Origin of the sequence: Acinetobacter sp. V91_7 (genome assembly GCF_031799075.1) — a bacterium.
Lineage (GTDB): Bacteria > Pseudomonadota > Gammaproteobacteria > Pseudomonadales > Moraxellaceae > Acinetobacter > Acinetobacter calcoaceticus.
Window position 1 is genome coordinate 33,872 of the sequence record NZ_JAVQNT010000045.1, and the last position, 24,226, is coordinate 58,097.

Annotated in this window: 23 protein-coding genes and 1 other RNA gene; 14 read left to right on the plus strand and 10 right to left on the minus strand. The window is 40.4% G+C overall.

What is annotated here, in order from left to right:
- The first annotated feature begins 80 nt into the window (after positions 1 to 80).
- Positions 81 to 554 (plus strand): OsmC family protein, encoded by a 474-nt coding sequence (locus RMB03_RS19785; RefSeq protein ID WP_311077324.1) that lies wholly within the window; start codon positions 81 to 83, stop codon positions 552 to 554.
- A gap of 74 nt (positions 555 to 628) precedes the next feature.
- Here RMB03_RS19785 and RMB03_RS19790 read toward each other — a convergent pair whose 3' ends face one another.
- On the minus strand, positions 629 to 1,006 hold the full coding sequence (locus RMB03_RS19790; RefSeq protein WP_005042603.1) for a VOC family protein: 378 nt from the start codon (positions 1,004 to 1,006) through the stop codon (positions 629 to 631).
- Between the two features lie 380 nt (positions 1,007 to 1,386).
- On the opposite strand from RMB03_RS19790, the gene RMB03_RS19795 reads away from it, so the two are divergent.
- Together RMB03_RS19795 and RMB03_RS19800 are read left to right on the plus strand one after the other, a co-directional pair.
- A complete protein-coding gene (locus RMB03_RS19795; RefSeq protein ID WP_004641670.1) occupies positions 1,387 to 1,836 on the plus strand; it encodes an ABZJ_00895 family protein in 450 nt (149 codons plus the stop codon).
- A gap of 86 nt (positions 1,837 to 1,922) precedes the next feature.
- Positions 1,923 to 2,828 (plus strand): TIGR01777 family oxidoreductase, encoded by a 906-nt coding sequence (locus RMB03_RS19800; RefSeq protein WP_311077325.1) that lies wholly within the window; start codon positions 1,923 to 1,925, stop codon positions 2,826 to 2,828.
- Here RMB03_RS19800 and RMB03_RS19805 read toward each other — a convergent pair.
- The gene (locus RMB03_RS19805; RefSeq protein WP_311077326.1) at positions 2,820 to 3,935 is read right to left on the minus strand and encodes an FAD-binding oxidoreductase; all 1,116 of its coding nucleotides are present in this window, start codon (positions 3,933 to 3,935) and stop codon (positions 2,820 to 2,822) included. The two genes, RMB03_RS19800 and RMB03_RS19805, sit on opposite strands and share 9 nt — an antisense overlap.
- Positions 3,936 to 3,960: 25 nt before the next feature.
- The gene (gene hemB / locus RMB03_RS19810; protein ID WP_004641673.1) at positions 3,961 to 4,974 is read right to left on the minus strand and encodes a porphobilinogen synthase; all 1,014 of its coding nucleotides are present in this window, start codon (positions 4,972 to 4,974) and stop codon (positions 3,961 to 3,963) included.
- Between the two features lie 142 nt (positions 4,975 to 5,116).
- Here hemB and RMB03_RS19815 point away from each other — a divergent pair, with 142 nt between their 5' ends.
- The 8 genes from RMB03_RS19815 (at position 5,117) to RMB03_RS19850 (ending at position 14,495) form a co-directional block, all read left to right on the plus strand.
- A complete protein-coding gene (locus tag RMB03_RS19815) occupies positions 5,117 to 5,614 on the plus strand; it encodes a thioesterase family protein (protein ID WP_004641674.1) in 498 nt (165 codons plus the stop codon).
- 268 nt (positions 5,615 to 5,882) lie between these two features.
- On the plus strand, positions 5,883 to 7,034 hold the full coding sequence (locus tag RMB03_RS19820) for an EmrA/EmrK family multidrug efflux transporter periplasmic adaptor subunit (protein WP_005042593.1): 1,152 nt from the start codon (positions 5,883 to 5,885) through the stop codon (positions 7,032 to 7,034).
- A gap of 6 nt (positions 7,035 to 7,040) precedes the next feature.
- A complete protein-coding gene (locus RMB03_RS19825; protein WP_311077327.1) occupies positions 7,041 to 8,567 on the plus strand; it encodes a DHA2 family efflux MFS transporter permease subunit in 1,527 nt (508 codons plus the stop codon).
- Between the two features lie 303 nt (positions 8,568 to 8,870).
- Entirely contained in the window at positions 8,871 to 10,856 is a 1,986-nt protein-coding gene (gene ggt / locus RMB03_RS19830; protein WP_311077328.1) for a gamma-glutamyltransferase, read from the plus strand.
- A 158-nt stretch (positions 10,857 to 11,014) separates the two neighbouring features.
- Positions 11,015 to 11,373: a transfer-messenger RNA gene (ssrA, locus tag RMB03_RS19835) on the plus strand.
- Between the two features lie 405 nt (positions 11,374 to 11,778).
- The gene (locus RMB03_RS19840; RefSeq protein ID WP_311077329.1) at positions 11,779 to 12,288 is read left to right on the plus strand and encodes a type II toxin-antitoxin system antitoxin SocA domain-containing protein; all 510 of its coding nucleotides are present in this window, start codon (positions 11,779 to 11,781) and stop codon (positions 12,286 to 12,288) included.
- A gap of 30 nt (positions 12,289 to 12,318) precedes the next feature.
- Positions 12,319 to 13,158 (plus strand): hypothetical protein, encoded by an 840-nt coding sequence (locus RMB03_RS19845; RefSeq protein WP_311077330.1) that lies wholly within the window; start codon positions 12,319 to 12,321, stop codon positions 13,156 to 13,158.
- Positions 13,159 to 13,541: 383 nt separating this feature from the next.
- Positions 13,542 to 14,495, plus strand: coding sequence for a hypothetical protein (locus RMB03_RS19850; protein WP_311077331.1), 954 nt, complete (start codon positions 13,542 to 13,544; stop codon positions 14,493 to 14,495).
- Between the two features lie 111 nt (positions 14,496 to 14,606).
- Here RMB03_RS19850 and RMB03_RS19855 read toward each other — a convergent pair whose 3' ends face one another.
- The 7 genes from RMB03_RS19855 to RMB03_RS19885 all read right to left on the minus strand — a co-directional run bounded on the left by RMB03_RS19855 (position 14,607) and on the right by RMB03_RS19885 (position 21,353).
- Positions 14,607 to 15,098, minus strand: a complete 492-nt coding sequence (locus tag RMB03_RS19855) for a hypothetical protein (RefSeq protein ID WP_311077332.1) — start codon at positions 15,096 to 15,098, stop codon at positions 14,607 to 14,609.
- Positions 15,073 to 15,768: a hypothetical protein gene (locus RMB03_RS19860; protein WP_311077333.1), complete on the minus strand. Its 696-nt coding sequence runs from the start codon at positions 15,766 to 15,768 to the stop codon at positions 15,073 to 15,075. Before RMB03_RS19860 ends, RMB03_RS19855 begins: the two co-directional genes overlap by 26 nt.
- A 2-nt stretch (positions 15,769 to 15,770) precedes the next feature.
- Positions 15,771 to 16,310, minus strand: a complete 540-nt coding sequence (locus RMB03_RS19865; RefSeq protein WP_311077334.1) for a PAAR domain-containing protein — start codon at positions 16,308 to 16,310, stop codon at positions 15,771 to 15,773.
- Between the two features lie 194 nt (positions 16,311 to 16,504).
- Entirely contained in the window at positions 16,505 to 16,789 is a 285-nt protein-coding gene (locus RMB03_RS19870; RefSeq protein WP_004794079.1) for a hypothetical protein, read from the minus strand.
- A 636-nt stretch (positions 16,790 to 17,425) separates the two neighbouring features.
- Positions 17,426 to 18,772, minus strand: coding sequence for an OprD family outer membrane porin (locus RMB03_RS19875; protein WP_311077335.1), 1,347 nt, complete (start codon positions 18,770 to 18,772; stop codon positions 17,426 to 17,428).
- Positions 18,773 to 18,850: 78 nt separating this feature from the next.
- A complete protein-coding gene (locus tag RMB03_RS19880) occupies positions 18,851 to 20,236 on the minus strand; it encodes an MFS transporter (RefSeq protein ID WP_311077336.1) in 1,386 nt (461 codons plus the stop codon).
- Positions 20,237 to 20,408: 172 nt separating this feature from the next.
- Positions 20,409 to 21,353: a dihydrodipicolinate synthase family protein gene (locus RMB03_RS19885; protein ID WP_003653186.1), complete on the minus strand. Its 945-nt coding sequence runs from the start codon at positions 21,351 to 21,353 to the stop codon at positions 20,409 to 20,411.
- A gap of 187 nt (positions 21,354 to 21,540) precedes the next feature.
- Here RMB03_RS19885 and RMB03_RS19890 point away from each other — a divergent pair, with 187 nt between their 5' ends.
- From RMB03_RS19890 to RMB03_RS19900, 3 genes are all read left to right on the plus strand, one after another.
- Entirely contained in the window at positions 21,541 to 22,431 is an 891-nt protein-coding gene (locus tag RMB03_RS19890; RefSeq protein WP_311077337.1) for a LysR family transcriptional regulator, read from the plus strand.
- Between the two features lie 136 nt (positions 22,432 to 22,567).
- Complete coding sequence (locus RMB03_RS19895) at positions 22,568 to 23,089, plus strand: sigma-70 family RNA polymerase sigma factor (protein ID WP_003653184.1); 522 nt, start codon at positions 22,568 to 22,570, stop codon at positions 23,087 to 23,089.
- Positions 23,090 to 24,106 (plus strand): FecR domain-containing protein, encoded by a 1,017-nt coding sequence (locus RMB03_RS19900; protein WP_311077338.1) that lies wholly within the window; start codon positions 23,090 to 23,092, stop codon positions 24,104 to 24,106.
- Positions 24,107 to 24,226: the final 120 nt, after the last annotated feature.

Here is a 24,226-nt window from a genome sequence, read left to right on the forward strand (position 1 = left end):
AAGCTGAAATCTGAATTAATTTTGTCACTTTAAACTTTGCTTTGTTACTATCAGTTCAAACAATGAACTTTGAGAACAAAATGACCATTCATAAATACGAAGTGAAAATACAGTGGGAAGGCAATACAGGTACAGGCACTTCATCTTATCGTTCATATAAACGAGACTTCAGTATTCAACATCCACAAAAAGCCACTATTCAAGGTTCATCAGACCCTGCCTATTTAGGCGATGTGACCAGATGGAATCCAGAAGATTTATTAGTTGCATCAGCTTCAGCTTGTCATAAGCTTTGGTATTTGCACCTATGTGCAGTCAATCATATTCACGTTGTGAGTTATGTTGACCATGCACTTGGCTTTATGGAAGATGCAGATCCAGTTAAACGCGGTCACTTTACTCAAATTACTTTAAGACCAGAAGTTGTTTTAGAAAAAGGCGCAGACCAAGAGCTTGCTGCAAAATTGCATGAAGAAGCACATCACGAATGCATGATTGCCAATTCGGTTAATTTCCCAATTACATGTGAAGCCACCTTTAGCTTTGCCGAATAATCAATATGAAATAGCCACCGATAACAAGGCGGTGGCTATAAATTAAAAAATAAAAGAGTCGTTAAATAAAATCTTTAAGCAGCATTTTCATCAACTTGAAAAATACCAAAAACGTTATGGTCTAAATCGACAAAGTAACCATGCCAAGCACGACCGGGAATGGCGAATTTATCCATTGCCACAATGCCACCTTGCGCTAAAATTTTTGCGGCAATTTCATCAAAGTTTTCGACTTGAACCGAACAGGTAAAAGCATTGGTGCCATATTCCATTGGAGGCGTTTGAGCGGGACGTTTTAAAAGGCCGCCCATGATTGATGGTGTTTCTATACGGTAATATTCAATTGGTAAGCTTTCATCGAGTTTAAATTGCCAGCCAAACACAGCTTGATAAAACTGCGCATCGCGAGCAGGGTTTGAAGACTGGATTTCAAAATAGGCAATCGTGTTCATATTATTTAAATCATATTTTTATGGTGTAAAAAGTATACGCATAGCGTTTATAGCCAAGAAAGAACTATTGTGTATGTTGAGCGTAAAATAAGTGAAGGTGCTAAAAAATAAAAACCGACGATTCGAGTGATGAGAGAATCGTCGGTCAAAAACTTCATCAAGGGTTTAGGCTGCTAACAAAACCAAATCTGAAGGAAGAAAAGAGTCGTAATGAAAGGTCACCGAAACAATTTTGCGGATGCCGTGCAAAGGAAGTATTCGGTTGCTGCGACCTTATTACCCTATATAACGTCAAGGGATTCAGATTGGTTGACAGAAAAATGAAAAAAAATCGAAAAAAATTTATAATTATTTTTTGAACCCATAAATTAGGCAAAATGATGACCAAATTACGCTCTTACTTTCTCTGGTTTTTTGCTTTATGCATAGGACTCACCTTAATTGTAGGTGTCGTTGCAGCACTATTACCAGCGAGTGTAGGTGGTATTTTAACAGCCGTTCCATATTTAGGCGCAATGATTTTTGTCTTGTTTAAATTTTTAAAGAAAGAGCGTCGTGCACCAACTGTACAAGAAAAAAAGAAATTTACTTTAGGTTTTACCCTGATTTTTTGGGGCTATAACTTGTGTGGTGTTTTATTCGGCCTATTTTTATTTGCAAGAAAAGACCCAGAGATTTTGCAAAACTTTATGCTTTACCTCAAACAGCCTCAGTTTTTAAGCATTATGCTCATTATGCTTTTAATGTTAGCTATACCGCTTTATTTGATTACCTATTGGTTTTATGGGAAACAGGCACAGCGTATGGCAAGCAAAATGTTTAATGTGTAATAGATCACTATAGAAACCGCTACGATTAAATATAAATGATTCTTATATAATTAACTAAAACTTGTGTCCTCGGTTTTGGAGGAAATATGAATAAGAATGTATTAATTACGGGTGCCAGCGGTTTTATTGGCACGCATTTAATTAGGTTTCTACTACAAAAAAATTATAACGTGATTGCTGTGACACGACAGGCTGGAAAGGAATCTGACCATCCTGCCTTGCAATGGGTGCAAAAGTTCGAAGATATTTCGACACGTCAAATTGACTATGTGGTGAATTTGGCGGGCTCAAATATTGGTGAAAAACGCTGGACCGAATCACGTAAAAAACAACTCATTGAAAGCCGAGTAAACACGACACGAAAATTGTATGCGTGGCTCAAGCAATCTGAAATTTTCCCAGAAGTGATTGTTTCTGGCTCGGCCATTGGCTATTACGGTATAGATGTTGAAGAAAAGTGGGCAGAGGTGTGCACCGAACAAAGTTCACCACAGCCTATTTTTATGTCTCAGCTTTGCCAAGAATGGGAGCGCGCAGCTTTAGCAGATACTCAGCAAAATACTAAAATTATTCGCTTAGGCGTGGTGTTTGGGCAAGGCGGTGGTATCTTGCCTAAAATGTTGCTTCCTATTCGACTCAATTTAGTTGGTCAAATTGGTCATGGTCGTCAGCCTGTGGTTTGGGTACACATTAAAGACGTGTTAAACGCCATCGAGTTTATATTTCACCATCCTCAATCTGCCCAAATCCATAATGTAGTGGCGCCAGAAAATGTGACTCAACAAGCTTTTGTTGAACAAGCTGCTGCGGTACTCAATAAGAAACCGCTGTTGTCAGTACCAAACACGGTTTTTAGCTGTTTGTTAGGGGAGCAATCGCAATTGATTTTGAATGGTCAATACGTTAAACCTGCTGCCTTACAAGCAGAAGGATTTGAGTTTGCATATCCTCAGTTAAAAATGGCTTTAGAGAATATACTCGCGTCAGGCTAAGATTTTATTTTGTAGGCGCTCTGGTGAATATGCTTTTGCATCAACTAAGGTCGGTTGACCCAGCATAAGTTGACGGAGCAATTGTGCTGAGCCTGCACCCATACATAAACCATTTCTAAAATGACCAAAGTTTGCCCAGAGGTTATCCATTTCAGGCATTTTGCCAATATAGGGAACGCCATTTGGTGAACTTGGTCTGAGTCCTGCCCAGCGCTGTACAATCGGAAAATCTGCCAGTTCAGGAACCATTTCCAGACACGCTTCTAAAATATTCTGTTGGGTTGTTTCGTCGGTGGAAGTGTCGAAACCACGATGTGCCATGCTTGAACCACACACAATATGACCATCCATACGTGGAATCAGATACATGACTCGATTCATGCACATGGTCGGTAACCAGTGAGCAGGTGTTTTAAATAACAACATTTGACCTTGAACAGGTTCGACTGGAATTTCGAGTTGTAATTGTGAGTTCCAGTAATGGCTCCATGCGCCCGAAGTTATTACAAAATGATCTGCTGTATATTTGCGACCATCTTCGGTTTGTAGTACCTGTATAACATCATCCTGTTGAATCAGTTTTTTAACAGCAGAGTGCTCAAAAAACTCAACATTTGGATGCTGTTTTAAATAACTAATCAGAGACTGTAATACGCGTGGGTTACGAATATTAGACAGTTCAGGGAAATAAATGGCTTGTTGAAACTGAGCGGAAATATGCGGATTTACTTGCTCTAGGGCATCTTGCTGTAAATATTCGCAGCGTTGCATGGGTTCTTGATGTTGCTCGGCGTAGGAAAGCCCCACGTCAAAATCTTCTTCATCAAAAATCAGCATGCCTGTGTCATGAATTTCAAAATCAATCCCTGTAACAGGGGAGAGTTTTTGGTTCCATGCTTGATAAGACGCTTTGCCAAATTGAGCGAGTTGGTTCACTGCATGCACATAGCGCCAAGGGTACATTGGAGAGAGAATGCCTCCGCCAGCCCAAGAGGCTGCTTGTCCCGCTTGTTGTTGATCGAAAATGCTGACCGTACAGCCTTGTTCAACCAACTCCAGCGCAGACATTAATCCACTTATGCCCGCGCCAATAATTGCAATATGCATGCAGTGTTATCCTTTCTCTGCGAACTTAGTTCATTTCCTTGAGTTTTTCGGCAGCAGTTTCTGCAAAGTAAGTCCAGATCCCGTCTGCACCAGCACGGCGGCAGCACATGAGTGATTCTAAAATCACTGATTCTGATAACCAGCCATTTTGAATTGCGCCAGCTAACATCGCGTATTCGCCACTCACTTGATAAATGAATGTCGGAACACCAAAGGTATCTTTCACTTCACGTACCACATCCAGATATGGCATGCCCGGTTTTACAATCACCATGTCGGCGCCTTCTTGAATATCAAGCGCGATTTCATGTAAAGCTTCGGCACGGTTGGCAAAGTCCATCTGGTAGTTATATTTATTACCACCTTTGAGGTTGGATGCAGAGCCAACAGCATCACGGAACGGGCCATAGAAGCTCGACGCATATTTTGCAGAGTAGGCCATAATGTTGGTATAGATGTGACCATTGGCTTCTAAAGCTTGACGAATTGCGCCAATACGGCCATCCATCATGTCACTTGGTGCAACCACATCAGCACCTGCTTCGGCATGACTTAATGCTTGTTTAATTAAGCATTCTACGGTCTCGTCATTGAGCACATAGCCAGTGTCATCAATAATGCCGTCTTGACCATGAGTCGTGTATGGGTCGAGGGCACCATCAGTGATTAACACCATTTCTGGTAATTCTTTTTTAAGTAAACGGCAAGTGGTTTGAACTAAACCATCTTCATGCCATGCAGCTTCTGCGGTGAGGCTTTTATCTTCTTGCGGGGTAACTGGAAAAAGAGCCAGTTTTGATACGCCCAATTCCAGAAGTCTTTCAGCTTTTTTCAGTAATAAATCTGCCGACAAACGCTGAATGTTTGGCATACTTGGAATATCTTGGGTCTGATTTTGTCCTGGTAATACAAATACTGGATAAATCAAGTGATTGGTAGTGAGCTGTGTTTCGCTGACCATCGCACGCAACTGGTCATTTTTACGAATACGGCGCATGCGAGTGGCTGGAAATGCAGGACGATTGAACGTATAAGTCATAACAATCTCGATGTTCGGTATTACACTAGGATAGGTTGGCGGATATTCCATTACTGTCAACCGACTGCTGTATTGTAGCCCCATAATGCTGGATTTGTACAAAATTATGGGTGTTTATCATGCTTTTAAATTTAGGCAACGTATGAGTGATGAAAAGAAAAATTGGACTGGGAGCATTCATTTAGGTGCAAAAACTGACCTGAATGTAGTTCTTAAGCAATTATGTAAGGCGTTTAATAGCTCTCCTTTTTTTAAGCATAGTGGAATGATTATGCGTGTGGTGGACGGGCAGATTGAAGGCTATATCGAGATGCAACCAGACCTGATTGGCAATCTGGCATTTCAGATTTTACATGGTGGAGTTGCTGCAACCTTGCTCGATAGCATTGGCGGTATTGTGGCAATGGAACACCTATATCGCCGTTCAACGCCGGAAACTTTAACCGAGACCATTAAGCAAGTATCGCGTTTGGCAACTGTCGACATGCGTGTCGATTATTTGGCGCCGGGGCGTGGTAAATACTTTATTGCACGTGCCGAAGTTCTGCGTTTAGGTCGTAAGGGCTGTACCATGCGCATGACCATGGTCAATGATGAAGGCAAAGCAATTGCTGCGGGTATTGCTTCATACGCCTATTAAGTTACCGATTTAAGTATTTAAAAAGCGCCAAGTGCGCTTTTTTTAGTGTTTGAAAAGCAGGAATTTTCACAAAAACTTTGAGATAAACATTAATTTAATTAGAACGAACGCATTAGTTATAATTTTTTATTCTCATATCATGAGGTTTTAGCGTTAAAATTAGCTCCTTTGACAATGCGGTATGTCTTGTTTATAGAAAAATAAAAACTCTATAACAAGGTGTAGTGCGAGATTGATGGCAAAGCCAACCCATCTTTAGGAACATACCATGACTGATGCACAAAGCAATGTACAAGAAACAGTGCCAACAACATCTGCCTCGGATGACAACAATCAGAACAAGCGCAAAAAATTTCTTGGTTTTTTTGCGCTGATTTTATTGATCGCCGCTATTTTATATGCAATCTGGGCATTATTTTTAAATCATTCCGTGAGTACGGATAATGCCTATGTCGGTGCAGAAACGGCTCAAATCACTTCAATGGTAAGCGGGCAGGTCGCTCAGGTTGTGGTAAAAGATACCCAAACAGTACATCGTGGTGACGTGCTGGTTCGTATTGATGATCGTGATGCCAAAATTGCACTGGCGCAAGCTGAGGCAGAACTCGCCAAAGCAAAACGCCAATACAAACAAACTGCGGCAAACAGTAGCTCTTTAAACTCTCAAGTTGTGGTTCGTGCCGACGAAATTACCAGTGCCAAAGCGCAAGTTGCTCAAGCACAGGCCGACTACGACAGAGCTGCTTTAGAGCTGAATCGTCGTGCGCAACTTGCCGCGTCTGGTGCAGTGTCTAAAGAAGAACTCACTAAATCACAAAGTGCAGTTGAAACAGCCAAAGCAGGGCTAGAGCTTGCTAAAGCAGGTTTAGCGCAAGCATCTTCAAGCCGTAAAGCTGCCGAAAGCACTTTTGCAGCGAACGAAGCTTTAATTCAGGGTGTAAGCGAGACTTCAACACCTGATGTACAAGTTGCACAAGCACATGTTGAACAAGCTCAGCTTGATTTGGAACGTACCGTGATTCGTGCGCCAGTTGATGGTGTGGTGACGCGTCGTAATATTCAAGTGGGGCAACGCGTTGCGCCGGGCACCAGCATGATGATGATTGTGCCGCTCAACGATTTATATGTAGATGCGAACTTTAAAGAAAGTCAGTTGAAAAAAGTCCGTCCGGGTCAAATCGTCACACTTACTTCAGATTTATATGGTGACGATGTTGAATATCACGGCAAAGTGATGGGCTTCTCTGGTGGTACAGGCTCTGCCTTTGCCTTAATTCCGGCTCAAAATGCAACAGGTAACTGGATTAAAGTGGTTCAACGCTTACCAGTTCGTATTGCACTTGACCCGAAAGAACTTGCTGAACACCCACTACGTGTTGGCTTGTCGATGGAAGCAAAAGTCGACTTATCTGCGAAGTAAACGCTTATGAAAACGCAAACACCTTTTGCCGAACTGAGCGGTGGCCGTTTATTACTGGCAGCGTTTGTTATTGCCTTGTCGAACTTTATGGTCGTACTGGATACGACCATTGCCAACGTATCTGTACCGCACATTACCGGTAACCTTGCTGTTTCAAGTACGCAAGGGACATGGGTCGTTACATCGTATGCAGTTGCAGAAGCGATTTGTGTACCCTTAACGGGTTGGCTTGCGGGCCGCTTTGGAACTGTTCGGGTTTTTATTTTTGGCCTGATTGGTTTCACCATTTTTTCTTTCTTGTGCGGCCTAGCAAACTCATTAGGAATGCTGGTGTTTTTCCGTATTGGGCAAGGTCTATGCGGTGGCCCACTTATGCCACTCAGCCAAACCTTGCTCATGCGTATTTTCCCTAAAGAAAAGCATGCACAGGCCATGGGCCTATGGGCAATGACCACAGTGGTTGGGCCAATTTTAGGACCAATTTTAGGTGGTCTTATTAGTGACAACCTGTCTTGGCACTGGATTTTCTTTATTAACATTCCGGTCGGCATTATTTGTGTTTTAGCGGCAATCCGTTTGCTCAAACCAGCCGAAACAGAAACCATTTCTTTAAGAATCGATACGGTCGGTTTAGGTTTGTTAATACTGTGGATTGGTGCGCTACAGCTTATGCTCGATTTGGGGCATGAACGCGACTGGTTTAACAGTACGAGCATTGTGGTACTCGCTTTAACCGCCGTCATTGGCTTTGTGGTGTTCCTCATATGGGAGCTGACCGACAAGCACCCTGTGGTGGATGTGAAAGTCTTTAGGCATAGGGGCTTTGCAATTTCGGTACTGGCACTGTCGCTCGGCTTTGGAGCGTTCTTTGGTAGTATTGTACTGATCCCGCAGTGGCTGCAAATGAACCTTTCCTACACCGCCACATGGGCCGGCTATTTAACTGCAACCATGGGCTTTGGTAGTTTGACCATGTCACCGATTGTGGCAAAGCTTTCGACCAAACATGACCCACGTGCGCTTGCAAGCTTTGGCCTGATTTTGCTGGGTGCTGTGACCTTAATGCGGGCGTTCTGGACCACAGATGCCGACTTTATGGCACTGGCTTGGCCGCAAATCCTGCAAGGTTTTGCTGTGCCGTTCTTCTTTATTCCACTGTCGAACATTGCATTGGGTTCGGTGTTGCAGCAAGAAATTGCATCTGCTGCGGGCTTAATGAACTTTTTAAGAACCATGGCAGGGGCGATTGGTGCTTCAATTGCAGTCACCGTTTGGGATGATCACGCTAAAGTTGCACGCAGTGAAATGGTGTCAAACCTAAATACTGCCGAAGTACAAAATAACCTTTTGCAAAATGGTTTTTCGGCTGACTCGACCTTAGGAATCATTTCAAACCTCGTCGATAAAGAAGCGATTACCATGTCGGCAAACCATGTATTTTTACTGTTTGCGATGGTGTTTGTCTTTGCGGGGCTGGTCATTTGGCTGTGTCCAAAACCCAAAGGGGACATCGGCGGAATGCCTTCTCACTAAACATCAAAAGCATCTCTCCGGAGGTGCTTTTTTTAGCTCTATTAAAAAATAGAGCGAGTCTATAAATGGCAGATTTAACTGTATTTAGCGAAATAAAGCATGCCAGAATCGGGCAAATCAGTTATAAAAGAGTGTGATATCAAGCAAGGAGGCATAAGACAGGGCACAGGATAAAACGCCCTTAAACATTCAATATTATAAAACCTTATTTTTATCAAAGATTAAAAAAACTTAATACCTGAAAACAAAGAAGCTTGCATGGCAATTGCATGGATAGGCAGGCGTATATATTGGAGTTATCACGTGAATAAAAGATATTCATTTTTGTTCAGTAGTTTATTAGCAGTCGGTTTATTACAAGGATGTGGAGATGACTCCTCGTCAGATCAGCCCAAGGATGATTCAAATACAACCCCGCCCAATTTAATTGTTGATAATGATCCCACCAGTTGTAGCAAGCTGGCACAAGACGGTTCAAGCGTGGTGGTCGGTTCAAACCAAAATGGTGACCCAGCCGCGCCTGAAGGTGCATCGGGTTATAGACTCGGTAACACGGTTAAATACGCAGATAAATATATGGTGGTGGCAAACACACCACTTGCGGTAAAAGCAGGCTGTGATGTTTTAAGAGCAGGTGGTAGCGCAGTCGATGCAGCTGTTGCAGTACAAGCGGTGCTCGGTTTGGTTGAACCACAGTCGAGCACGATTGCGGGTAGTGGTTTTATGATGTATTACGACGCCAAAACCAAAAAAGTCACGGCTTATGATGGACGTGAAACCGCACCAGCCGCAGCCAATGAATATTATTTAATTCGCCAAGATATATATGACCCAAATTCACCTGCACCTGTACCAAGTGCGCGCCGTAGTGGTCGCTCGATTGGTGTGCCGGGTGTGATGCGTTTGCTTGAACAAGCACAACAGGAACATGGCAAGCTTAAGTGGAACCAGCTTTTTGGTGAAGCGATTGGTTTGGCTGACAACGGTTTCCGTATTCCGGGGCGTTTGGCAGACGCAATTGCAAGCAATGCAAACAGCTTAGCGCTCGATGCAAATGCAATGGCGACCTATTTCTACACAGATGGTTCACCACGCAAAGTCGGCGAGACCATGACTAATAAAGCCTATGCAAAAACCCTAGAAGCACTTGCTTCACAAGGGGCAAATGCATTGCACACTGGCCCGATCGCCCAAGCGATTGTGGCAAAAGCAGGCCAGACGATGGGGGATGACCCAGCACGAACTCCAATTACCCCAAGTTTAATGACCTTGCAGGATTTATCGAACTATCAGGTTAAAAAACGCGACCCGATTTGCACCACTTACCGTGACCGTTATTATGTTTGCACCATGCCGCCTCCATCTTCGGGAGGGATTGCAGTTGCACAAACACTGGGTATTTTAGAAAACTTTGATATGTCGCTTTATCCACCTAAAAACCCTGAAAATGAAGGTGGTGTGCCAGATGTGATGGGAGTGCATTTAGTGGCTGAGGCAGAACGTTTGGCCTACGCCGACCGCGATAAATATGTAGCAGACACTGAGTTTGTTGCTTTACCAGCACAGGGTATTGCAAGCTTTATTGATAAAAATTACTTAAAACAACGTGCAGCATTGATTAACCCGAACCAAAGTATGGGCGTTGCGCCAGCAGGTAATTTCAATCCAGCTTCGGGTGTCGACACCACTGTTGAACATGGTACAACTCAGTTCACCATTGTAGATGCCTATGGCAATGTGGTTTCAATGACATCGACGGTTGAATCGAGTATGGGCTCATTCCACATGGTGGATGGTTTCTTGCTGTCGAACCAGTTAACTGACTTTAGCGCCAACCCACTAGACAGCACGGGAGCACTGGTTGCCAACCGTGTGGAAGGAGGCAAACGCCCACGGAGTACCATGGCGCCAACTTTAGTGTTTAAAGGTACTACGCCAGATGAGTTTTATATGGCAACAGGTTCACCAGGTGGCGGTACCATCATTCAATATGTGGTTAAAACTTTGGTGGGTGCGCTGGACTGGAACTTAAATGCGCAGCAAGCCACCTCGCTTGTAAACTTTGGTGCGACCAATAGCAAAAACACCAATGTGGATAGCTCGAATGTGCAGCTTTCTTTGCTTGATTTGATTGAAGGCTTAAAGGCAAAAGGGCATGGCGTTGCCAACACTGCGCAAACCAGTGGTATTTCAACGATTATGAAAGTAAATATAAATAATCAAAGCAAATACGCAGGAGGGGTAGACCCACGCCGTGAAGGGATCGTGTTAGGCAATGGTGCTTTATAGACCAAACTTAAAAAAGCTGTCATGTTTGGCAGCTTTTTTATGTGGCCCTTGAAAAAAACAAAAGACACTCAATTATGTAAATATGTTCATCAGTAGCAGACTGTTGATAAAATGCACAGTATTTTATTTTAGTTATGCTATGATGCTCATACATTCATGGGGATGTTATTGGCTTCGACGCTGGTGATGAAACTCATAGATGCATGCCGAGAGCGCATTTTCTCTCGTAAATCAAATTTGCATATTTTAGTCGCAAACGACGAAACTTACGCTCTAGCTGCCTAAGGGCAGTTTGTCCGCTTCCTAGAATACTTGTGGTTTAGGAACCCGACCGTAGCGCACGCACACAAGTCCGTATAGAGTCAAGCCTCGGGGCTTTATACCAAACTTAGAGGATCGCAACTTGTACCCTGTTCGTCGGGTCACAAGGTGTTAAAACAATAGACGATATCTAAGCATGTAGTATTCTCGAGCGTAATGCTGGCGGACGCGGGTTCAACTCCCGCCATCTCCACCAAAATTCTCTATATAAAAAAGCCACTTATCATAAGTGGCTTTTTTATTGACAGATTTTATTATCAAATATCTCAGATTTTTTAATTTCTATCATATGGGAATTAAAAGTTTGATAAATAATTCAAATAAGTAGATAGAGATTGTAAGAGAAAAGAGAAAAAAGTATAAATTGTTTCACAAAATGTGTTCCACATATTGCATATATATTAGAAATACGGTTTAATAAAATGAATAAAAGGTAAGATATTTTTCTTACCTTTTTTGTATCTTGTTTAAATATAAGTTGTTGAAAAATATATATTTATTTTGGGAATAGAGAGATGAGCGCCATCAAACTACGAACTCCTTGAATTGGATTTGTAATTCAATTTTGATCAAGGTTTATTTAAATAGGATGAGGTGAGAGATGAATAAGAAATATAAAGCATTAGATATAGCGAATTATATAATTTGGTATGTAAACGAAGAAGCATTAGGTACTATTACTCCATTAAAACTGCAGAAAATTTTGTACTATGTTTCAACAACTTATATAAAGTTCAATAATGAGGCTTTATTTCCTGAATCTTTTGAGAAATGGCAATATGGACCAGTAGTGACTGAGGTTTATCATACTTTTAAAATGTATGGTTTTAGTCGAATTATATCCCCTAAGTCTACGATTGAGCAGGATAATAGTAGTGCTCTAGGGGTACGAAAAGTTGATTTTAATCCACAAAGATTCCTTATCGATGATGAATTTATTAAGTACACTAATAGTGTTATTTCTAAATTAATTAAAAAGGAAGCATTTGATTTGGTTGAAATGACTCATCAAGAAAGTGCTTGGAAAGATTATGAAAAAGAAATACTTGCTGGTACTAAAGAACTTAAATATACCTTTGATGAATTGAGAGCTGCTCAAGATGTTATTTAATTAATCAGTATATATTTTAATAATTTAGTTATGAATGAACCTTCTTTAGAAAAATTAATTAATAATCATTTAGATATTAACCTTTATCATAATAAAGATGTTGTTGTAGCGACAGCATCTTTATTTCATTTCTTTAAAGATGATTTTGTTAGCAGGCCAGCTGGTGAAACATTTTATAAACTACCCTATAAAGAGATATCTTTATTAGTTTTTCAACATCAAAATCAAGCAACTCCATCTAGTGCTTTTCAGAGTTTCACTGAAACTGTGTATGAAGAGTTATTAAAATTGTGTCAAGGAATAGAAGACCCACATCTCAAGGAATGTTATGAAAAATTTACCCACCATATAACATTGGCACTTATTCAGAAACAATTTATCTTGCATGCTGCGGAGACTGCGAATGATATTGCAGGAGGAGCGAGAAATATTGCTAATATAGCGAAAGAAACAGCAAGTAAGGCTCAGTTCATATCAGAAAAAGCTGAAAAATTAGCTGTTGAAGCAGATGTGCAGGCAAAATCAACAATTTCAAACTACATATCTATACTTGGTATTTTTGCTTCAATTATTATCACAATTTTTGGTGGTATGCAGATTATTAGTGCAACAAGTAAATTATTACAGACTAATATTTCACTTATAACGTTAGTTTTTGTTTTAGCTTTATTAACATTATTAATAGTTATTATCCTTGGAGTCTTACTCTCCTGGATTTCAGATATAAAAAATAATAATAGAGATCATTCTGCTATTTCTTATGCGGTAATCTTTTTGACTTCAGTTCTAGCGATCAGTGGTTTATATCTTTATTTTACAGAAAAACTCCCAAAAACCACAGCTCGTGTATTAGAAGAAGATAAATCCTAAAGGTATAAAGACTACAATTTATTTCTAATCTACCTTTATTAAGTTTAGAAATTTAATAGAGAAAGCAATACATTGATGAAAGTAGATTTATCATAAAAGGTAGGCTTGAATGGTTAAAGAGATGTAATTTGTATTTAAGATTATTTTAAGTAAATGCAGCTTAATCTTTTAATTATTTCAATTGTGTTAAGGGTGTATTAGGAAAATTTGATATAGTATTTTTAAGAAATTCTTAATAATAATGTGATTACTGTTTTAAATAATACTTTTAAGTAGAAATTAATTCTAAAGATAAGTTGCTTTTATTTTATGCAAAATGTTATATTTTTTGATAATTTAAAATCTTTAACAAATTTACAACACTTTGTAAAAAAGGTAACAATATGCAAGCTTATTTTCATTTTAACTATGTTATTAATACTAACAATTCAGAAAGATATCTTTTTGATTTAAAACCATTTTTCAAGGCTTTCACTAATTGGGAAACAAGTATTAATATTGCTAAAAGATTAGCAAAAGGTGACCAGAAACTTTTTCTAGTGCCAGTTCCTAGTACTAAAAATTTCTATTTATTTATTAGTACTAAAACAAATGAGGCATTTCAAAAGGTTATTGCAAGTGATGAATCAATTGATACGACAGACCTTTTAGAAGACTTGAAGAAAAATGAACAAAATGCAAATGTAGGTTTTGCCGCTTATGTACTATTTGACGAAGAAAGAAATTTATTTGTTTATGCAAGTCGTCAAGGCGCGCCAAGCTTATCAGTATTCAAAGAATATGTTAATGGTATTTTACCTCAGATTGGTGTTGGTGGCTTTGAGTTTAAAATGGTCGAGCTACAACATAACATGGATAAAAAAGTTGCTGCTGAATTACCTTATATGGGAAGTACCACTATTCGAGTTGATAGTTTAAATCCTTTATATAATCTAATTGCAGAAAATTTATTTTCTGACGCAGATGATAAAAAAGATGTGGAAGAAATTGAAATTACACTTAAGCCAGCACCTAGACAAAATATTCGTTCTTCAGTACGTAGTGCAATTTTAAAACTTAAAGAGCAAGGTTTGGTTAGTATCCGAATAAATGGTAAAAAAGATGGGGAAACTGATAATAAACAAAAACAATTTCGCGTTACTGAACTTGGCCCAATAAATGAGGAATTAAACAGTATAGATACAACATATATCTACAATGAAATGCAGAGATTTCTTAATGAGAACGCCTTGGTAGCTGAAAAATATGATAGTCAAGTCAATCATTATGAATTTTCAGATGAAGAATTAAAAGATCTTACCCGTTTTTATGAAGTTGAAGAGTGGCGTAATCATTAATATAAATTGGCTATACAGCTAATCTTATTTTATCTTTATGGGATTGCTATTCCACCAAAAATTCTCAATAAAAAAAGCCACTTATGATAAGTGGCTTTTTTTATTGACTCATTATTTACGACAATCGTTTTCACCGAGTTCATCTTTACTAAAAGATTCATTCAGTTTTTTTAGCCAGATAGATTGTTTGGCATCCACCCAAGCATAAACTTTCTGATAATCAGCTTGTGATTCGGGCGATAAGTCGTTTCTATAATGCTGAAGAAATTTAGTTGTCCAGCATAATTGATTTAGTTTTGCTAAGGATAGGTCTTCTTCAATTACAAAGTTATTACCTATTTCTTTCTCAAGCTCACTTAAAACTCCCATTTTCTTTAAGGTTGTGTAAAGTAAAGCATTTGTAACCTTGTTCTTCTCGTTAGCAATTGCATTCCTATAGACTGGCTGGTCCATAATCAGCATATCTACTGCCCCGCGTGTTGAATTAATAACAGCTTCTCTATTGTTATTAACTTGCGTATTGGCACATCCGCTAAGAGCTAGGTAAAGTACAGAGATAAGGGTTATTTTTAATGGACTAATAAAGCCCTTTTTCACGAACATTAATAGGATCTCCGGGATATTCTCTAGATTGTTTCATTATTTGAATCATCTTAGGGTTAAAGTCCTGATTAAAGACTTTTTTAAACATTTCACGATTAATGAATAATGGTCCATCATTCATTCTTAATTGAGCTAAATCAGTAGTAGCTCGTGCTACATTTAACTTTGCAAATGTATCTTTGAGGTCTTGAATTTTTCCATATATTTCTTTGCCTTGATCGAACTTACTCAGATTTCGTAATTCAAGCAGTTCATCAACTGCAAAGGCACTTAAGAATCGAACTTTAAAGGCTGTTTGTTGAAATTCGCTGACAACTCTGACACCTTCCTTCATGGCGTGTTTTAGTACGTAATTATGGAAACGAATATACATTTGAGTATGAAAGCCCGGATCGGAAAGAAGCCGATCATCAAACTTATTCATATCCCATTCCATACCAAACCGAACAGCCATTAATAATTCAATGGTGTTTCCTACTTCTGCCCATTGATTAACACTCATCATAAAGTTATAAGGGCGAGCCATATAATAATTTCGGATTTTAATATGGTCATTACAAAGAGGCTCTGTTATTTCACATACTTTCTCTTCATGAGGGTACGCATCCCATGCAGGTGATGTATCTGGAATATGTCTATTGTATGGGTTTCTTAAGTTCTTATCTGACATTCTTAATTCCACTCTGCCATCGGCTTTGATAAATCAAAAGTAGTTAAATCAACCTCTTTGGCTTCTGTACCTGTTTTTATTAATTCTGTATAACCGCTTTTATCTGTAAAACCTTCGATTTCAGTGCCGTCAGGGCCTTTTAATTTAAAATATTGTTGAGCAAGTGGTTTGCCAGTCTCCTGATCTTTAAGCTGGAACTTAAGCCCGTGCTCGTCAGTCTGAGGAACAAAACTATCTTGTGCTTTACTCGCTGGCGAACTTTGAGCCGAACCACCACCATTGTCCTGAACTACTAAGTTCTGTTGTGGAAGTAACTTACAGCCACAGGAAAGAGAGTCGTTAACACGGGCAGCAGCTTTCCCAAAGATTTGCATATACGGGTCGCCAGACACAATAGTTGCAACAACTTTATGAGTGGGACAGGTCGCTTTGTCACCGACACAGGCAACGGGAATACCGTCGACTAGGAACATGCTGTTCCCAGAAATTACTTGACCGCCGCCAGTAGTGGGGCAGCCTATTGTTATATATGGTGTTGCCAAATCTATTCCTTCTTATCTTCATGAAGTTCCAAAAGCATACCAAATAGGGGGTAGACAATACTGTATATTTTTATTGTTCAGTACAGCTGACTTGTTCCCCAAGGCCCCCGTGCCACAACAGAACTTTAATTTTTTGCGCTGAGTTAAAGTAATCCACCATTGCGGCACAGAGATAAGGGAGCTAAGCCAAACGCTTAGCCCATGTCTTCTTTATCGCACCGCCGCATCACACTAAAAAAAGTAGGGGCAAAGTCCTGTGGGAGAGCAGGACTTTGCAAACTGACATGTTCTAGACGTTGCATGAGCTTATGCGAATACACTTGTTCAAGCCGTTGGTAAATACAGTCGCAACTGGCTTGGGTGTGCCCACCAGACAGGCAAATTTCTTCAAAATCCTGCTGAGTGTGAATGTCGCAACCAGAAACACCGTAATCGCCTATTAAAAGGCTTAAAGCCAAAATAGGTTTATAAAGTTTCATATTATTCTCGTGATAATTTTCACTAAGTTATTAATAAAAAATAAGCCGCATATATTTAAAGTATTAAAATCATTTAAAAATGGAATAGTTAACCCGCCTGTCATACAGGAAAATAAAATGATTAAAATTTTAAAATAAAAGTATTTATAAATTTAAAATATTTTAGGTGAGAGAAGGCCTAAATTTTAAATAAATAAAATCACGAGAGAGGATAGGGGATTAATATAAAAAATGGCATGGTCAACTCCTAGAATTTATGGAGCTCTACCACCAAAGATCACCGTCAATTGATTATGGTGGTAGAACGAAAAGGGGTTAGCAGACTGGGATCCAAGGAACCAGCACGCGCAAGCGCGTCCCCCTCCCGTCCTACCGCAAAGAAAAGGGACGCAAGGGTCTAACGACTTATAGTAGAACTATAACCCGCCATGGATCTACGGTCTGCTAAAACCGACTGGCAATGTAGGCCAGCGGGACCATAATAATCATAAGTTTTTAACAGGTCAATTCAATTTAAATAAAATATTATAAAAAATTAAAATATGAATTTATATTTTAATTAAACTCAAGAGTTAATCTATTTAAAGCCGTAAATTAATAAATATAATAAAGTTAAACTAAACGTTTAACTTGTTCTTAAAATGTATAACGGTAATTAATAAATACACGATGCTGGTCCCAATCTTTACGTGTTAGACCATTTATTTTTTCACCTAGGTTTGCATTTTTAAACTTTGACTCATAATGCAAAAATGAATAACGCACATCTAAGTTTTTCACCCATGGCAAGGCATAACTCACTGTAAAGTCAAAGTAACGCTCTTTACCTTCAATATCACTGCTGATGTTACTTTGGTGAGCGCCAAATCCATAAATATACTTCGCCTCGGTTTTTAAACCTTTCACATAGTCTTTCCAGTTATATTTCAGCCGAAGGGCAACGGCGGTTTCATCGTTATTGGTAAAGTCGGGGCCAATGGTCGCAGAGGTCGGAAACGGGTTGGTGCCGTGGTCTTGGGTTAAAACAGAGTCGCGGGCCGATTGCACGGCAAAGTTATCTTCTATCCAAAAACCATCAAACTTTGAAACGGCAATGCCGCCTTCAATATTATTCTTAGCCACATTTACATCTACAAAATAACCATTGCCACGGTTGTTAATGTCTTGGCCTTTGACACAGTCCAGCTCGGTTTCGGCACCGCATTTAAATAACTTGCCATCATCATGCGAGAAAAAAACACCTGTGTTAAATGTCCACACAAGGCCATGCATCGGCAATTTATATTGAGCAATCGCCCCGTACTTTTTTAAATAATCTTTGCTATTTAAATATTCGGCATTCAAGCTCCAGTTTTTGTACTGATATTTGGCACCAAGCAAACCGACATAATCAATGTGCTCGTCATTTTCAGTCACCAGTTTTTCAAATGAGTCCATGCTGCGCGGTTTCCAGCGGTCATAGTAAGCGATGTAAGTCTGTAGTTGATCATTCAGTTGAAACTGACCACTCGCACCCGAAAAAGTATCGGGCACTGCGCGGTTATTAGTGCTTTTGAGCAACAGCGAATCTTGCAATTGGCGGCCTAATTTAATTTCACCTTTGTCGCCGAGTTTTGCTTTGATGTAGAGCTGGCCTAAAGTCGCAAAGTTTTGATCGAGCTTGCCGTTATTTTCGACCTCTAAAAGCTGAGCGCTCGGTTTGCCTGAGTCAAATAACTTGGTGACTGCATAAAGTGAGCCATCTACCCCAAGCCAGTCCCATATGTACGGGGACTGATAATTTAACTCAAGCCCTAAAGCGCTTTGTTTATATTCACTCGACGAAGGCGAAGGGTTGGCAAGCGTGGGGTGGGCAGTGCCTTCATCGTTCCAGTAACGGGTGTTAATTTTTAATTCTAACTTGCCAAATTCTTGAGGAAGCTCTGCATAAGCGTTGCTCACACTGCCTAAACCAATACAGCCCCATAGCAAATATTTATTCATTTTAAATTCCTTTTTTAAGCATGAATAAGCCCTTTGCCTAACGCTGAGGTTAGGCAAGCTTTTTATGAAATGGATGAATTAAGGGGAGAGCTTTTCGAGCACTTGGCCTTTGGTTTCAATAGCAAACAAGAAGGTCACAAGGCCGCCAATGAGCGCCACAACCGCCAGCACACTAAACACATATTGAATGCCATAACCACCAACCACCAGACCAACCATAACAGGTCCAATTGCAGAGCCGGCACGTAACCAAGCGGTACTAAAACCAATGCCCATCGCACGGAGGCGAGTAGGGTAAAGTTCGGCAGCGTAAAGATATAAAGAGAATGAAATGGTCTGCAAAATGGCGTAGCTCAGCGTAGCTAAAATCACCACTTCCATCGCCGATTTTGCACCTAAAATCGAGAGGCTCATGAGTGGAATGATTGCCAAGAAAAATGCTGCACTATACCAAGGACGGCGGCCGACTTTATCAATCATTAACGCACAGATAATAGAGGCAATCACACCCACGCCCGAAGTAATCCAGCCATAACCTAAACTGGTTTGAAGCGAAAGGCCAAAGTGTTGTTTGTAAAGAGATGGCAGCCAAGTCACCATGGCATTGTTAATCATATAAACGCAGAACCACATGCCCCACAGGGTAAAGGTACGTTTGCGGTAAATGCCTTGGAACAGCTCACGCCAGTCAGTTTTTGCCATGCCTTGCGGGTTAATGTCTTTAACCACAGGTTCAGGCAAAGTTTTACCACTTTTAATGGCACCGTCTTCAAAGCTTTTAACCACTTTATCGGCTTCTTTAAAGCGACCTTTTGAGGCAAGCCAGCGTGGTGACTCAGGCAAGAAAAACCGTAAAGGAATCACCAGTAAAGATGGAACGAGGCCCACAATAAACATGACTTTCCAGCCATAAATTGGCATCAGGAAAAATGCTGCCATGCCTGCGAACATAAGGCCCATCGGGAATAAAACTTCATAGAGCAAGAAAAACTTACCGCGCTTTTCTGCACCAATAAACTCGTTAATATAGGCACTCGCAACAGGCACTTCGCCACCTGTTCCAATGCCTTGTAAGAAACGGAAAATTAACAGAGACATTCCGCTCCACGCAAACAGACAAGAAATGTCCATTGTCACAAACAGTAAAATGGTAAAAGACAGTACTTTTAAGCGACCGACTTTTTCGGCAAGAGAACCAAAAAAGATGGCACCGACCAGTTGCCCGACATAGCCCGCGGCAATGATCGCACCGACATAGGCAGGGGTCAGGTGCCATTCGGTAATGAGTTGGGGTAAAGCAAAGGCAATCGCAAGAACAGTATAGGCGTCAAAAAAGGTCGCTATACCAATGGTAATTCGCATAAATTGCAATCGACCGGTCACAGGAAGCCGTTCGAGTCTTGCAATAATTTCCGCATTTTTTTGATGATGACTAATTGGTTCTACATCCGCTAGATTTGTCATCTTCTATCTCCTTATGACTACATTCCTCGTAGTTTTTTTGTTCTATTTCGCACTACCTGTTCACCACAGTTTGCATGCTTTTTATTATTATTTTTAAGTGACATGCCCGATGTTTGGCCTCAGGCAGCGTACAGGAAAAAAAGGCTAGCGTACATGCTAGCCCGAATAGAATTTAAGCAACGGCTTGGGTTAAATCGACCTTGCCAATTCCGGCTTGACGCATTGCATCATGAATTTCTTGCTCAGCACCATCTGCCAGTGGAAGCAGAGGCGAACGCACAGTGGCATGGTCCAAAATTCCGCGAGCAACCAATGCATGTTTAAGCGCTACCGTGCCTTCCATGTGTGAACCACGGTGATAGACATTGCGAGTCACGGGTAAAAGTTGGTCGTGAAGTGCACGTGCTTTGGCATAATCTTTGGCTTTACCAGCCTTAATCATTTCAATTAAAAGTTCAGGGGCAATGTTGCCATAGCCAACCAAAGCGCCGTCTACATCAAACATGGTGTGAAGCAAATATTCATCGTGGCATGTCAAAATCTGTAAGTCTGGACGTTCACGGCGAATAATTGGAATTTCAACATCCCAACGGCGCATGTTACGCACACCATTTTTCATGGCAAACACACCCGGCTGTGCAGAAATATCGAGTAGAGTTTCTAGGTCGTAAGTGGCCTTCGTTGCATCTGGATATTGGAATAAAATAGATGGCAAACCACTTTCTTCATAAATTGCTTTATAGCGGTCTTGCGGTGCACCTTTTTGATAGCCAAAACGCAACCAGCCATGTGAAGGGTAAATTAAGCCTGCCGAAGCACCCGCACTAACCGCACGTTTTGCTTCTTCTGCTGCAACCGAAGTACCTTCGAGTGTAATCCCTGCGATTACCGGAATTTTGTCATCTACCGATTTAACAAAGCTTTCGATGACCTGCATTTGTTCTTTTTGCGACAAGAATGTTCCTTCACCTGCATGCCCAAGAACAACCAAGCCTTTCACACCATCAATGCTGCCTAACCATGAACCTAAACGTTGAATGGCATCATGGTCTACTTGTCCGTCACGGGTAAAAGGAGTCACAGGTGCTGGGGTTAATCCACGTAAATCTAAACTCATAATCGTACTTCCTATACAGTGTAATTAAATATTCTCTGGTTCTTAATCTGACTTAAATCGTGTTGTAGAGAACATGATTGGAGTATAGAAATAGGTGAGCTATGTAGGAATTACCAATTCTTGAATTTCAGTTATACTGAAAATGTATAGCTCAAAATGCTGCTTATTTACGATTTAGGAAGAATCGATGAATTATGATTTATGGAAAATATTTTTAGACGCGGTGGAACTCGGTAGCTTAAGCAAAGTCGCCATGCTGCATAACACCAACCAACCGCAAATTAGTCGGCAAATGAATGAGCTTGAGGCGCAATGTGGTGGTCGTTTGTTTAACCGAACTGGGCGCGGTGTTGAGCTTACCGATTTAGGCCAGCATTTACTTCCTAAAATTCGTTCATGGCTGAATGTGACCGACCAACTCAATAATGAAATTTTGCACTCGACCGATACACCGATCGGGACGGTTCGTATTGCCAGTTTGCCCTCTACTGCACATCCGTTGTTATCGACTTTGTACAAAGTCCTTCAACAAAAATATCCCTTAATTAAACTGTCTGTGCGTGAAGGGCAAGGGGTGCATTTAGAAAAATGGCTTGAAGATGGCAGCGTCGATTTAGCCATACTCTATCGATTTAATCCGACGCCTAAACACGGCGATGTCTATCTTACCGAAGCCGATACCTATTTGGTGGGATGTGAAGGAGATGAGTTAACTCAGGCAAATGAAGTCGACTTTAAAGCAATAAATCAGTTACCGCTGGTCACGTTTTGCAGGCCAAGTAACTGGCGAAATTTTTTAGACCATATGGCTTATGAAAATGGGGTAGAGCTTAATATTGTGTTTGAAGCCGACTCGATTAGTTTACAGACGCATTTGGTTTCCGAATCTGGTATTTACACCATGCTTGGGCCGCAAGCTTTAAAAAAGGCCAGCCAATACACCCCAATTCAAGCAGCAAAAATTATGAGTCCCGAGCTAAAGCGCTATATTTCTTTGTCTATTTCTAAGCATGGCTATTTAACGCCTGCTTGTAAGGCAGTGATGGAAGAAATTAAAAATCTGGCTCATTTGCTTTAAGAGAAGTGCAGCAAAGTAAGGGAGCAATTAATTCAATTTATTAAACAGTGATTTAAGTTTTACTTGAATTATTGCTTGACTTGTTTAAATGATAATTATTATCATTTGTGAGTTCCTTGTTTTGAGTCCAATTGTTGTGAACAAAACTTCTTTGCTTGTAGATCAGTTATATAGAAGTCACCAAAGCTGGCTTCACCAATGGTTGAGACAAAAATTAGGTAATACTGATCAGGCCGCAGATCTGGTTCAGGACACATTTATTAAACTGCTACAAACCCGAGACGAGCTATTTGGCATTAAGGAACCGCGTGCCTATTTAACGTCGATTGCTAAAAACCTGCTGATTGACCAAGTGCGCCGTAAACGCATTGAACAGGCCTATTTAGATGGCTTGAGTCAAATGGAATATATGCTTGACGCAGTGGCTTCCCCCGAAGACCAAATGCAAATTATTCAAGCAATTAACCAGCTTTGCAAAGCACTCGAAGGGGTTTCCGAAAAAGCACAGCAAGCTTTTATTTTGCATTACCTCGAAGGCTATACCCATAAAGAAATTGCCGAGCGTTTAAATGTATCGACCAAAATGATTCAAAAATATTTGGCGAGCTGCTTAATTCAGTGCTACCAAAACAGACAAGACATGGACGCCTGCATTTAAATGGCCATGGATAAAAGCAAACATCACCAGCTTGTTGAAGAAGCCGCGCATTGGATTGTTCAACTGAGTTCGGATGATGAAAGCTCACGAAAAACTGCCAAACAAAAATTTGAAGAGTGGAAAAAAACCAGTGAGCAACATCGCCAAGTGGCTGCCGATATTGAACAGTGCATTGGTTCGATTCAAAAACTTTCCCAAACCAGCGGACATAAAAAAGTTACCAAAGTTGCCCTTAAAGCTGGCCTAAGCTCAGGCAAAGCCTATAAACATTTACGTGCAGGAACAGCTTTTGCCGTTGTGTTTGTTGCCATGAGTGGGGCGTTATTTTATTTAACCGATACTACAGTGGCCTATGTTACGGCCGACATTCAAGGGCAATCGGGGCAGTGGACCACGCAAACCTTACCAGACGGTTCACGTTTAATTTTACGGGGTAAAAGTGCGGTTAATCTTGATTTTAAATCCGACCAGCGAGTGATTGAGTTGGTGCAAGGTCAAATTTATGTCGATGTTGCCAAAGATAAGACCAGACCGTTTTTGGTCAAAACCAGTCATGGTCAAATTCAGGCACTCGGCACAGCTTTTAGTGTCAGTTATGACCCTTCGGCAACCGAACTCAGAATGGTCCACTCAAAGGTAAAAGTAGAAGCTACACAGGTTAAAAAGACCCAATTCCATGCTATTCGTCAGGCCATTGTTGAAGCAGGGCAAGCCATTAAAATGGACAAAAATGGCGTCCAAAAACTGCCTGCACTGAATGTGTATAACGAACAACAAAAATGGCAAAAGCATCAGCTTATGGTAGAAAACCTGCCGCTGAATCAAGTGCTGCAAGAGCTAGACCGCAACTACAAAGGCAAAATTATTTTTAATGATGCGGCATTGCAACATGTACGGGTCAATGCTGTGTTGCCTTTAGACCAAACTACAGAATCGCTTAAGCTTTTGGCTACGGTTTTTCCAGACCTGAAAATTAAGCAAATCACGCCGTTTGTAGTCATGGTTTCTTTAAAATAATAAAAAATTAAATTTATTTTCAATTTTAGGTTCCACTTTTTTGAAAGTCGTTCGTCATAGTAAGTAGAAGCAATAAATATGGATCATTTTAATTAGTTGTATTGAATGATTCTTATTACT

Bases quoted from the DNA above. Each gene is read 5' to 3' on its own strand.
- RMB03_RS19795 (WP_004641670.1), top strand. From the start codon at position 1,387: ATGACCAAATTACGCTCTTACTTTCTCTGGTTTTTTGCTTTATGCATA.
- RMB03_RS19825 (WP_311077327.1), top strand. From the start codon at position 7,041: ATGAAAACGCAAACACCTTTTGCCGAACTGAGCGGTGGCCGTTTATTA.
- hemB (WP_004641673.1), bottom strand. From the start codon at position 4,974: ATGACTTATACGTTCAATCGTCCTGCATTTCCAGCCACTCGCATGCGC.
- RMB03_RS19800 (WP_311077325.1), top strand. From the start codon at position 1,923: ATGAATAAGAATGTATTAATTACGGGTGCCAGCGGTTTTATTGGCACG.
- RMB03_RS19790 (WP_005042603.1), bottom strand. From the start codon at position 1,006: ATGAACACGATTGCCTATTTTGAAATCCAGTCTTCAAACCCTGCTCGC.
- RMB03_RS19820 (WP_005042593.1), top strand. From the start codon at position 5,883: ATGACTGATGCACAAAGCAATGTACAAGAAACAGTGCCAACAACATCT.
- RMB03_RS19880 (WP_311077336.1), bottom strand. From the start codon at position 20,236: ATGACAAATCTAGCGGATGTAGAACCAATTAGTCATCATCAAAAAAAT.
- RMB03_RS19805 (WP_311077326.1), bottom strand. From the start codon at position 3,935: ATGCATATTGCAATTATTGGCGCGGGCATAAGTGGATTAATGTCTGCG.
- RMB03_RS19815 (WP_004641674.1), top strand. From the start codon at position 5,117: ATGAGTGATGAAAAGAAAAATTGGACTGGGAGCATTCATTTAGGTGCA.
- RMB03_RS19875 (WP_311077335.1), bottom strand. From the start codon at position 18,772: ATGAATAAATATTTGCTATGGGGCTGTATTGGTTTAGGCAGTGTGAGC.
- RMB03_RS19855 (WP_311077332.1), bottom strand. From the start codon at position 15,098: ATGTTCGTGAAAAAGGGCTTTATTAGTCCATTAAAAATAACCCTTATC.
- RMB03_RS19860 (WP_311077333.1), bottom strand. From the start codon at position 15,768: ATGTCAGATAAGAACTTAAGAAACCCATACAATAGACATATTCCAGAT.
- RMB03_RS19840 (WP_311077329.1), top strand. From the start codon at position 11,779: ATGAATAAGAAATATAAAGCATTAGATATAGCGAATTATATAATTTGG.
- RMB03_RS19785 (WP_311077324.1), top strand. From the start codon at position 81: ATGACCATTCATAAATACGAAGTGAAAATACAGTGGGAAGGCAATACA.
- RMB03_RS19850 (WP_311077331.1), top strand. From the start codon at position 13,542: ATGCAAGCTTATTTTCATTTTAACTATGTTATTAATACTAACAATTCA.
- RMB03_RS19870 (WP_004794079.1), bottom strand. From the start codon at position 16,789: ATGAAACTTTATAAACCTATTTTGGCTTTAAGCCTTTTAATAGGCGAT.
- RMB03_RS19885 (WP_003653186.1), bottom strand. From the start codon at position 21,353: ATGAGTTTAGATTTACGTGGATTAACCCCAGCACCTGTGACTCCTTTT.
- RMB03_RS19890 (WP_311077337.1), top strand. From the start codon at position 21,541: ATGAATTATGATTTATGGAAAATATTTTTAGACGCGGTGGAACTCGGT.
- RMB03_RS19845 (WP_311077330.1), top strand. From the start codon at position 12,319: ATGAATGAACCTTCTTTAGAAAAATTAATTAATAATCATTTAGATATT.
- RMB03_RS19900 (WP_311077338.1), top strand. From the start codon at position 23,090: ATGGCCATGGATAAAAGCAAACATCACCAGCTTGTTGAAGAAGCCGCG.